General features: G+C 58.7%; 10 protein-coding genes. 4 read left to right on the top strand and 6 right to left on the bottom strand.

All coding sequences use genetic code 11. The features are described from left to right. Positions 1-145 precede the first annotated feature (145 nt). On the top strand, positions 146-502 hold the full coding sequence (locus HGP12_RS32260) for an ArsR/SmtB family transcription factor (protein ID WP_168843006.1): 357 nt from the start codon (positions 146-148) through the stop codon (positions 500-502). Between the two features lie 65 nt (positions 503-567). Here the strand turns inward: HGP12_RS32260 and queE are convergent, their stop codons facing one another. The 4 genes from queE to HGP12_RS32280 form a co-directional block, all read right to left on the bottom strand. Next, on the bottom strand, positions 568-1296 hold the full coding sequence (gene queE / locus HGP12_RS32265) for a 7-carboxy-7-deazaguanine synthase QueE (protein WP_168843007.1): 729 nt from the start codon (positions 1294-1296) through the stop codon (positions 568-570). Further along, positions 1293-1649: a 6-carboxytetrahydropterin synthase QueD gene (gene queD, locus HGP12_RS32270; RefSeq protein ID WP_168843008.1), complete on the bottom strand. Its 357-nt coding sequence runs from the start codon at positions 1647-1649 to the stop codon at positions 1293-1295. Before queD ends, queE begins: the two co-directional genes overlap by 4 nt. Continuing rightward, positions 1649-2359 (bottom strand): 7-cyano-7-deazaguanine synthase QueC, encoded by a 711-nt coding sequence (queC, locus tag HGP12_RS32275; RefSeq protein WP_168843009.1) that lies wholly within the window; start codon positions 2357-2359, stop codon positions 1649-1651. Before queC ends, queD begins: the two co-directional genes overlap by 1 nt. Positions 2360-2526: 167 nt before the next feature. After that, positions 2527-3633 carry an aldo/keto reductase gene (locus tag HGP12_RS32280; protein WP_168843010.1) on the bottom strand — a complete coding sequence of 369 codons (1107 nt, stop codon included), beginning with the start codon at positions 3631-3633 and terminating at the stop codon, positions 2527-2529. A 140-nt stretch (positions 3634-3773) separates the two neighbouring features. Here HGP12_RS32280 and HGP12_RS32285 point away from each other — a divergent pair, with 140 nt between their 5' ends. Beyond that, positions 3774-4685 carry a LysR family transcriptional regulator gene (locus HGP12_RS32285; protein ID WP_168843011.1) on the top strand — a complete coding sequence of 304 codons (912 nt, stop codon included), beginning with the start codon at positions 3774-3776 and terminating at the stop codon, positions 4683-4685. Between the two features lie 251 nt (positions 4686-4936). Further along, complete coding sequence (locus HGP12_RS32290; protein WP_168843012.1) at positions 4937-5344, top strand: helix-turn-helix domain-containing protein; 408 nt, start codon at positions 4937-4939, stop codon at positions 5342-5344. Positions 5345-5381: 37 nt separating this feature from the next. On the opposite strand, the gene HGP12_RS32295 is transcribed toward HGP12_RS32290, so the two are convergent. Then, on the bottom strand, positions 5382-6674 hold the full coding sequence (locus HGP12_RS32295) for a TadE/TadG family type IV pilus assembly protein (protein ID WP_168843074.1): 1293 nt from the start codon (positions 6672-6674) through the stop codon (positions 5382-5384). A gap of 497 nt (positions 6675-7171) precedes the next feature. On the opposite strand from HGP12_RS32295, the gene HGP12_RS32300 reads away from it, so the two are divergent. Then, the gene (locus HGP12_RS32300) at positions 7172-9247 is read left to right on the top strand and encodes a bifunctional diguanylate cyclase/phosphodiesterase (protein ID WP_168843013.1); all 2076 of its coding nucleotides are present in this window, start codon (positions 7172-7174) and stop codon (positions 9245-9247) included. A 101-nt stretch (positions 9248-9348) separates the two neighbouring features. Here the strand turns inward: HGP12_RS32300 and HGP12_RS32305 are convergent. After that, on the bottom strand, positions 9349-11042 hold a 1694-nt coding region (locus HGP12_RS32305; protein WP_168880145.1), incomplete at its 5' end, for a glycoside hydrolase family 3 C-terminal domain-containing protein.

Consider the following 11042-nt stretch of genomic DNA (forward strand, 5'->3'; position numbering starts at 1 on the left):
GACGATCGGCCTGAATGGGAGGTCCGTTTGCTCCGCGAAGGTGCAACGTTTTTGCAATAATTTAGACTATAATTTTGCAACTTTTGCGTTCATCATCGCGCGATGCCGGGGCTTTGCAGTTTAAACATCAATGATCGGCCGCGCCATGTATTCAGATCAGACCACAGAAGATGAGCGCCTCATCTATCATGCAGATCTTCTCAGCCAGCTTTCCAATCCCAAACGTCTCGAGGTTTGCATTCATCTCTCACGCCACGAAGAGGATGTGAACAGCCTAGCCAGGAAGCTGGGAATATCGCAATCGGCGCTGAGCCAGCATCTGACGCGGCTGCATCATTCCGGTATCGTGAAAGTGCGCCGCCAGGCGCAATTCAGATATTATACCTGCGATCACCCCGGTGTTCGGCAGATCCTGAAGACATTGTCGAAGCTGTTCGATGCCGAACTCGGGCCAATGTCACCAGACGCGACCGACGAGGGTGCTCACGGCAAGAAATCGTGACATGGCGCCTTGCGGCCCTTGAGGCCGCACGACATCGATAACGAAAGAGGCCAGATCGCAGCGGCTCAAACGCCGCGCTTGTTGCCCCAAATCAGCACGTGCAATTGCGGCAACACTCTTGCCTCAAACCATCGGTCGCCGCTGACCTTGTCGACGAGCCAGCGCATGCGCTCGACGATGCCTTCGATATCGACGATGGCATCGTCGGCCTCCGGCGGCGGCGGCGTGTGATTGCCGGGTTGCAGATAAAGCGGCAGGTCGGGATAGCGCGACGCGGCCTCGCGCGCATAGGTGTAATCGACGTCGTTGAACACGACGATCTTCAGCGCGACCTGCGGCTTGCGAGCCGCCATGCGCAGACAGTCGTCGAATGCGCCCCAATCCGTCGCCATACCGCTCGATGGCGGCTTCGGGCTCAGCACCAGCACGTCGAGTTCGGCGAACCAATCCTTCGCCAGGGTCCCTTGCGTTTCCAATGCGAAACGATAGCCCTCGGCATGACCGCGCGCGATCAGCGGGCCGAGAGGCTGGATTGCGGGATTGCCGCCCGACAGCGATATCGTCAAGGGCTTGCCGCCGGAAAGCCGCGTCACCTCCGACCAGATCTCGTCGACCGACATCGGCTGCCACTGATCGCGGTAGTCGCTGTCGACCGCGTGCAGCGTATCGCACCAGGAACAGCGATAGTCGCAGCCGCCGGTGCGCACGAAGATTGTCGGAAGGCCGATCAGGATACCCTCACCCTGGATCGTCGGCCCGAAGATCTCGCTTACGCGAATGCGCGCTTCGCTCATGGCCGGTATTCCGCCCAGGTCTTCGGCGTCTCGCTGACGCGCACCGCCGATGTCTCCGGCAGGCGAGACTTGCACCAGTCGTAGAAATGCCTGGCCAGGTATTCCGAGGTGACGCGATCATGGCCAAGCACATCGTTGAGATGGCGATGGTCGAATTCCTCGTCGATATAGCGCTTCAGCGGCTGCAGCTCATGATAGTCACGCACAAAGCCGTTCCGATCGAGTTCGCTGGCCGAAAGCTCTACCACGACGATGTAATTGTGCCCATGCATGCGCGCGCACTGATGGTCGTCGGGAAGATGCGAGAGCTGGTGCGAGGCTGAGAAGTGAAATTCCTTGGTGATGCGGAACATCACTTCACCTCCGCAGCGACAAAGCCCGATGTCGCCGACACCCAGAAATCCGGATCCTCATAATCGGTGGGATCCGCGATGCCGGCGATATGGAAGGCTTCGCGCCGTTCGACGCAGGTGCCGCAACGGCCGCAATGGCGTTCTCCGCCCTTGTAACACGACCAGGTCTCGGCAAAGGGCATTTGATGCCGTGCACCATCCGTGACGATATCGGCTTTCGAGATAGTCACATAGGGCGCATAGAGGGAAACGCTGGCATAGCCATCGAGCGCGTGGTTCTGCATCTGCTGAAATGCATCGATGAAACCGGGCCGGCAATCCGGATAGATGAAATGGTCGCCGCCGTGAACGGCAACGGCGACCGCATCCGCCTTCTGGGCGGCCGCCAGCCCGAAGGCGATCGCGAGCATGATCGCGTTGCGGTTCGGCACGACGGTCGCCTTCATGGTTTCTTCGGCATAGTGCCCGTCCGGCACATCGACATCGTCGGTTAAGGCCGATCCGGTGAGGTGCTTGCCGATGCCGGTGATGTCGATGATCTGATGAGGGACGCCCAGACGCCTGGCGCAAGCGGCGGCGAAGTCGAGTTCCTTGCGATGGCGCTGGCCGTAGTCGAAGGAGACGAGGCCGATAAGCTGATGTTCGGCTGCGACTTTATGGGCGAGCGAAACCGAGTCCAATCCGCCGGAGCAGATGACGATAGTCTTCATAGTACAAGATCCCTTGTTTTGACCGGGTGGGCTGCGACCGGATTTCATGGCTCTTCGACGCCACGGCGCGGTCTCTAACAGCAGAACTCGGAGGAAACAAGGCATCCGCTCTATTTCAAGACAACACGCCGGCGAGTGCTGGCGCGCTGATGATTATTGCCACGGAATTAGCTGACGCCGGCAAATTGTCCGGAAATATTCAGATCCGGATAGTAACCGGCAGGCTTGCCTCCGACCGTCTGACCGCCGGTTAGGCCGCCCTGGACCTCCGGCCCGAAGAACGAATAGGGAAAGGCCGGCTGCAGGGCGCTGATTTCGTCGAGACGGCGGCGTAGCTCGGATGGTATTGCGAAATCCAAGGCGCCGAGATTGTCGTTCAATTGCTCCAGCTTCGTAGCGCCGACGATGATCGAGGCTATTCCGGGCTGCGTCATCGCCCAGTTGACTGCCACCTGCGCCATGCTGCGCCCGAGCTCCGCCGCCACCTTCTCCAGTTCGGCAACGATGGCCCAGTTGCGATCGGTAAATTTCTGGAAGCCGGGATTGGTGGTGCCGCGCACCGTCTCGAGCCGGCCGGCGGTCTCGCCCTCGCCGCTTGGGCGATATTTGCCGCTCAAGAGGCCGCTCGCCAGTGGGCTCCAGGCCATGATCCCAGCGCCATAGCGCGTGCCGAACGGCACGAACTCGTTCTCGATATTGCGCTCGGCCAGCGAATATTCCAGTTGCAGCGCCGAGATCGGCTCGTAGCCGCGATGCTCGGCAACGGCCTGGGCGCGGCTGGCGTACCAGGCGGGCACATCGGACAAGCCGACATGGCGTACCTTGCCGGAGCGAACGAGATCGTCGAAGGTGCGCATCACCTCTTCCGGCGGGGTCAGGCGATCCCAGCAATGCATGAGATAAAGATCGATGTGATCCGTATTGAGGCGTTTCAACGAGCCTTCGACGGATCGCAGGATGTTCTTGCGGCCGTTGCCTGCCGCGTTCGGCGTGCGGGCGGTAAGATTCATGGTGAACTTGGTCGTGATCACCGCGTCATCGCGCAACCCGCGTTCGGCAATGAATTCGCCGAGCCAGGTTTCCGACGTGCCACCCGTATAAGCATCGGCCGTATCGAAGAAGTTGCCGCCGGCGTCGACATAGGCATTGAAGATGGCGCGCGCCGCTGCCTTGTCCGATCCCCAACCCCATTCCGTGCCGAACGTCATGGTGCCGAGGGCAAGCCGCGTTACCTTCAAGCCACTGTTGCCAAGCGTGTAAAACTCTATGCTCATAGCGATGCTCCTCTTTGACATGCAAGCCTGAGTTCGATGATCGAAGGGACCCGCAGCGATTTGATGCCACTAAGTTCGCTGCTTTTCGGCCATTCGATAAGATCATTTAATTTGCATGCATTATGCGATATCATGCATGAATGGATCGCGATCTGCTGTCACATCTGCCTGTTATCGCCACTGTCGCGCGCCGAGGTGGATTCGCGGCCGCCGCCAGCGAGTTGGGAATGAGCGCATCGGCCGTCAGCCATGCGGTACGGCTGGTGGAGGAAAGGCTCGGACAACCGCTGTTTGCGCGCACGACGCGCAGCGTGGCGTTGACCGAGGCAGGTCGGAGCCTGATCGGCACGATCACCCCGGCGCTACAGGATATTCATGAGCGCATCGAGCGCATAAAGGCCGTCCAGGGAAGACCGAGCGGCCTCCTGCGTATCAATGCGTCACGTGTCTGCCTGCCGCTTGCCGTCACCCGCGTGATAGCAGCCATGGCCGAACGCTATCCCGAAGTCGAGGTCGAGATCTTCTCCGATGAGCGATTGACCGATATCGTTGCCGAGGGCTTCGATGCCGGCATACGTATCGGCGAAATGATCGCGCAGGACATGGTCGCCGTCCGCCTCACGCCGCCCTTCCGATCGGTCATCGTCGCCTCCCCTGATTACATCGGACGTTTCGGCTGCCCGAACACGCTCGGCGATCTTTCCAGTCACAATTGCATCGGCTACCGCCTCATGCGTTCCGGCGGCCTCTATCAATGGGAATTCGTCGAGAATGGGCGGGATGTCGCCGTCACGGTGCGCGGCCAGGCAATCGTCACGGAATCGCATTCGGCAATCGAGCTGGCCTTGGCCGGCGTAGGGCTGGCCTATGTCTTCGAACCGCTTGTGCAGTCGGAAATCGCATCCGGCAGGCTTGTTCAGCTCCTGAACGACCATGCCGTCACGGAGGCCGGCCTTTTCCTTTACTTCCCGCGTCGCGCCGAGCTGGCGCCAAAGCTGCGGGCCTTTATCGAAACGGTGCGCCATCTCGGTCGCGGGTCGTCCGCTGGCTAGGCGGGAGCGCTTTTTTAGCGTCAGCACCTTTCCGGGATAGTCAAATTGCGCAGGTATTGTACCGAATGCGCACCAAACAGACGGCTCTGCCTCCATCGGGGTGAATTGACGTTGCCGTTTTTCATGGCACCCGGCAGTCATAGGCGGAAGGCTTGGAAAGAATCCGCTTAAGAGGTTTCGCGGCCTTCGCCTCCGTCCATCGGCTCCCCCAGGTTTGATGGGTGGTTTCACGGTCAAGACATGAGGATCCAGTGCAAGATAGCTCCCCCAAAAGACTGCCCAGTCCCATCGATGTCGAAGTCGGCAAGCGCATACGCGCGCAACGTCGTTTGCTAGGCATGAGCCAATCGGCGTTGGCTGAAAGGCTGGATCTAACGTTCCAGCAAGTCCAGAAATACGAGAAAGGCACCAATCGTGTTGGTGCAAGTCGTTTGCAACGCGTGGCGGAGAGCCTTGGCGTTCCGATCTCGCATTTCTTCGACAATCCGACGTCGAGCAACGATGCTTCGACCAATGAGGCGCATGCGTTCAAGAACGACCTCGTCAGTTTCCTTTCATCCGAGGAAGGCGTCGAACTCAATCGCGCCTTTGCAAAGATCAAGGATGCAAGGACGCGTCAAAAAATTGTGGGCCTGATCAAGTCGCTTACCGTGGCCTAGATCGCTGCTCGCGCGTTGGCGATCGCGCTTCCTGCCGTCAGCTTGTAATGCGCGGCGTGCGAATGACTTTCAGGAACAAGGCGTTCATCGCGTCGGAAATACCCTGTGTCGGACTGACTTCGAAGTAGAGGCCAGGCGAGGCGCAGTTCTGCAGATTGGTCCCAATCTGCGATTGGAAAGGCGCGATCCATTGATTGTACCAACCGTTGGTCGGCAGCGGCAGATAGGTCGTATAGAGAATGGCGATCTTGATGTTCTGATTCTTCAACGGCCGGCAAAAGGACGTATCGAGCGGTTCCTGACAACGGCCATTGGTCGTCGGCTTAGTGCAGGTGTTCGGCTTGTTGCTGTCGCCGACGCCATCGGTGACGAGGAAGAGAATCTTCTGCCGATCCGTACTGGTTGTACCGCTGCCGCCTGTTCCTATGATGGGCGCAAGCTGCGTCAGCATCGTGTCAAAGCTTGTATCCTGGTCATTGTTATAGCCTTGCTTGGGAACCGTCATCAGATCAACCGCGCTCGTCGTGTCTTTGACCTGCGTCATGTCGGATGACAACGACGATACATTGGTCAGGCCAACCTTTTCGGCCTGCGTCCCGAAAGTATAAACGGCCATCCGATATTGATCCGACGTGACGCGATTGGCGACCGCGGTATCGGTCAGCTTCTGCGTCGCCTGTCGCACGACATCGATACGGGTGTTGATCTTGAGCACATTCTTCGCAAGATTGTAGTAGTTGTTGGGGTTATCGAGATTGTGGCAGGCAAAAGCACAGCTATCGGACGTGTGGGACACCATCGCCTGGATGTCAGTTGTCGTCGCGCCAACTCCCATCGAAGGCGTGTTGTCCAGCAACATATAGAAGTCCATGAAGGTCGCCGTCTGATACTGCGCGGATGCGGAACCACTCACGGGAATGGATGTCTTCCCGATAATCTGGCTGAGCGTGGTCGGCACATTGGCCGAGAAGCTGACCGTCGACGAGACGACGTTTCCCGTGCGCGTCACCGCGACATTGACGGCGACAGGCGTGTTCGGAAGATCGCCGGATGCCTGACCTAGAAAGAGCTTGTTGGCATCATCCTGACCGATCGTGACGGTGCCGTCCTTCGTCATGGCCATGGCAGCCGCAACTGCCGGGGACGAATCGGCGATTGCACCGACCGCGGCTGCATCGGCGGCGTTTTGCAATTCCGTCCTGACGAGCATGGCGTTAGTGACATCAAGCGCCAGGCCACCCGCCGCAATCAACGGCACGGCAATAAGAGCAGTCGTCATCCCAAAGTTGCCCGCTCTCTCCGCGAGCAATTTTCGCAAGAGCTTATACATTGCATCGAACGACTGTAGGCGGATCCAGACTCTCTTCACCAGGCAAGCTCTCTATTATACAAGTTGCATTCTCAAAACATTCGTCGATTACAAGTATTATCATTTTCAGATATACTAATTTATAGTATCGCACCAAAATATTGAAATTCCGATAAAAGCAATATCTCTATTTTATATTGCTAGCCTCCACGAAAAATTTACCAGTATTCAAATTATGTTTGAGAAACTACCTGACAGAGGAACGAAAATAAAAACCTCTTTTGAGCAGAAATGACGTACGTCTGAATTGCAATCGGTGGCTTTCGAAAAAATAATTCCGCAAAACTCGCAAACCCAGTCAGGACAGTACGTGCAATAACGCCCGCCTGTCACAGTTTTTGCTCAACTGTCTTTACCCGATTTTCAGTGTTTACCCGCAAAAGGCGCGCCGTTGACTTTAGGTTGCAGCTTTAGTTGAGGACTCCCCTCACCTATTGACCGTAGTTGGGATCTTTTGCGTGCGCGTTCTTTCCTGCATTTTCACGGAACATAATCTGTGGCTTGTTCTTCTTGCAGCATTTGTCTGCATCAGCGGTGGATGGATCACGTTCGGCCTGTTGCGGCAAGCGGGAAAGACACGCGGACTTCAACGCGGCGGATGGATCTTCCTGACAGCGGTCGCGGCAGGATCCTCGATCTGGTGCACGCATTTCATCGCCATGCTGGCCTATCAGGTCGAAGCGCCGGTTACCTTTGATCCGATCCTCACCATGGCATCCCTTCTTCTGGCCGTGACCGGCTGCGCCTTCGGTTTCGCAATCGCTTTGTCCAAGCTGTCACGGATGGCGCCGGAAGTGGGGGGTGCCGTCGTCGGCCTTGCGATTGCCGCCATGCACTATACCGGCATGATGGCCTATCACGTCGATGGAATTGTCGAGTGGAATGAGAGCTATGTCGTCGGTTCCGTCGTGCTTTCGGTGATCTTCGCCACGCTCGCCCACCATCAGGCGATCCGTCGTCCCTCGCATTTTTCAGGACTTGCGGCACTCGTCCTTTTCGTCGTTGCCGTCGTATCGCTCCATTTTACCGCGATGACAGCCGTATCGGTCACGCCGCTGGTAACCGGCGCCGGACTTGCCGATTCCTATGCGCTAAAGGCCATGGCCGTGGCGGTCGCCGGCGGCGGGCTCATCATCATCGGCACGGGCGTCGCCAGCTACATGATCGATGAGCGCGCCTCGCGCGAATCCATCCAGAAACTCCAGCATATGGCATTGAACGATCTGCTGACCGGCCTGCCCAATCGCGGCAGCTTCGCCGATTATCTTCAGGGCGAAATGCAACATGCCAAGGAAGACGGCGCAAAGCTTGCCGTGATCGGCATCGATCTCGACCGCTTCAAGCAGATCAACGACCTGCGTGGTCACAAGGCCGGCGACCAGGCCCTCAAGGCGATCGGCCGGCGGCTTGCGCGTCTCGTCAAGGATGGAGAGTTCGTCGCACGTGTCGGCGGCGACGAGTTCGCCGCAACCAAACGGTTCCAGGTTCAAAGCGAACTCCTGGATTTCGTGGCTCGCCTTGAAAAGACCCTGTTCGAGCCCATCCGCATCGATGATTTCGAGACGGCGACCGGCGCGAGCATCGGCGTCGCTGTCTATCCGGATGACGGCATCGATGAGGAGCGCCTGGTGAGCAATGCCGATCTCGCCATGTATCGCGCCAAGGCCGATGTTGGTCGCGCGGTCTGCTTCTACGAGTCCAAAATGGATGAGGCGGCGCGCGCCCGGCATATGCTGGCGCAAGATCTGCGCCGCGCGGTCGAGCTGGATCAGCTCGAACTGCACTATCAGGTGCAGACTTCCGTCAGCACCGGCGAGATCTGCGGTTATGAGGTTCTGGTCCGCTGGTACCATCCCGAGCACGGCGCCGTGCCGCCTGCGGAATTTATTCCCATCGCGGAAGAGAGCGGCACGATCCTCGTTATCGGTGAATGGGTGTTGCGTACCGCCTGCAGGGAGGCCGCATCATGGGACAAGCCCTACAAGATCGCCGTCAATCTTTCGCCGGTACAATTCGCCCATGCCGATCTTGCCCGGCTGGTTCATTCGATCCTTGTTGAAACCGGCCTGTCGCCAAAACGGCTGGAATTGGAAATCACCGAGTCCACCATCATCGCCGACAAGAGCCGCACCTTGCATGTGCTTCGGCAGATCCGGGCGCTGGGCGTCACCATCGCCATCGATGATTTCGGAACCGGATACTCGTCGCTCGACACACTGCGCTCATTCCCATTCGACAAGATCAAGCTCGACCGATCCTTCATGAACGAGGTAGACCGGAGCATCCAGGCAAAAGCAATCGTGCGCGCCGTGCTGACACTCGGCAAGAGCCTGGAAATTCCGGTTTTGGCAGAGGGTGTGGAAACCGATCATCAGCTGGAAATCCTGCGCGTCGAAGGCTGCGACGAAGCACAGGGCTTCTTCCTTGGGCGGCCGAAGCCGGTCGCGCAGATCTTTCAGATGACGGCTGCCGACGAGGACGAGGAATCACCATTCTCCGGACGCATTCCGCCGCAACGCATGCGCCGTCGCTAGGAGCGTTCCGGACGCAACGGCACGCTGACCGGTCGTCCAAGGGCGCAGTCGTTGCGCCCTGGCGCCCATCCCCCCGGATCCGTTTGCTGCTGACCGTAACGTCAAATCGAACGGTCGCCGGTTTCGCCGATCCATTCATCTGCAAGCTCGATCGTCACCGTGGAGCGGATGTCGGCGGCATTGGCGGCGGCAACGAGCTCGTAGCGGCCGGCGGCCGCGCGGAACGCCTTCGTCCCCTCGTCAAAATAGCTGAGATCACGCGGCCGCACGACAAGAGAAGCCGTGCCCGTTTCGCCGGGCGCCAGCCGCAGCTTGGCAAAGGCGCGCAGTTCCTTTTCCGGACGCTCGATCGTGGAATCGATTGGCCGCACATAAAGCTGCACGAGTTCGGAGCCGGTTCTCTCGCCAACATTGGTGACATCGATCGTCACGGTGACACCCTCTGCGCTCATCCGCGTCGTCGACGCCTTTGCCTCGCCCCAGGAAAAGCGCGTGTAGCCAAGACCGAAGCCGAACGGAAACAGGGGTTCGATACCGCGGGTATCATGATGACGATAGCCGACAAAGACGCCTTCGGCGTAACGCACATGCCCATCCTTGCCAGGATAAACCTTGGGATCCCCAACCATGGCGCAATTGTCCGAGAGACGTTTCGGGAAGGTCTGCGGCAAGCGGCCGCCGGGCTCGACATCGCCGAACAGCACATCGGCAACGGCATGCCCCAATTCCTGACCGGGATACCACATCTGCAACACCGCCCTGACCTTGCCGATCCAGGGCATTTCGATCGGACCGCCCGTCTGCAATACGACGACGACATTGGCGTTGACGGCTGCCACGCTCTCGATCAATTCCTCCTGTCGGCCGGGCAGGCGCATGTCGGGTAGATCGAGCCCCTCGGTATCCCATTCGCCGTCACGACCGACAAAGAGCAGGACGACATCGGCGTTCTCGGCCTTTGCGACGGCATCCAGCATATCGGCCTCACCGAGCGGCTTTTCGACGCCGAAACGGACCGCCGTGAGGTTGATCCCCTCCTCGCTCGTCGCCGGCGAGCAATATTCGACGATCATCTGATATCGCTGGCCGGCCTCAAGATGAATAGCCTGCCGCTGTTCGACATTGGCCGTGCCGAAATAATTGTCGCCGCGCGACCAGCCGTCATAGCCATTCACGACAAGCTTGCCATTGACATAGAGCCTGGCGAGGCCGGCATTGGTCATGCCGAATACATGCTCGCCGCTTTCCGCCGGAATATAGGAGGCTGTCATGCGGGCGGAGAAATTGCTGGGATCGAGCTCGGAAGACGGCAGCTCGAACCAGAAGAACTCGCCCTTGTTCGCCGTTTCGATGGCCATTGCCGGGCCGGCAAAATCGCGGCCCTTGAAGTACTCCACCCGCATCTCGCCGGAAAAGACGTTGATCAGCCGATTGTTACGGCAGGCTGCTGCATAGTGAATGCTGTTGGCATTTGACAGCGCGTCGCGAATGCCCTCAAGGGGGCTGACTTTATAATGCGCGGCAATCTGGGCACTGCCGCCGCCCATGACACGGGCTTCGGCCGCATTTGGGCCGATGACGGCTACATGCCCGAGCCCTGTTTTCTGCAGAGGAAGAATGCCGTCATTCTTCAAAAGGACTGCGCCTTCGGCGCCTAGCTGACGGATCAGACCGTATGTTCTCGGGGTGAGCGTGGCCCGCCCCCGCAGTAAGCTGAATTCGGGGGTTGCTCTGGATTGGCCGGAGCCGAGCCCCAAGCTTAGCGAGGGCGAACCATGAAAGAAGGTAGCGTAAT

The sequence above is a fragment of the Rhizobium sp. P28RR-XV genome (assembly GCF_012641385.1).
Taxonomy (GTDB): Bacteria; Pseudomonadota; Alphaproteobacteria; order Rhizobiales; family Rhizobiaceae; genus Rhizobium.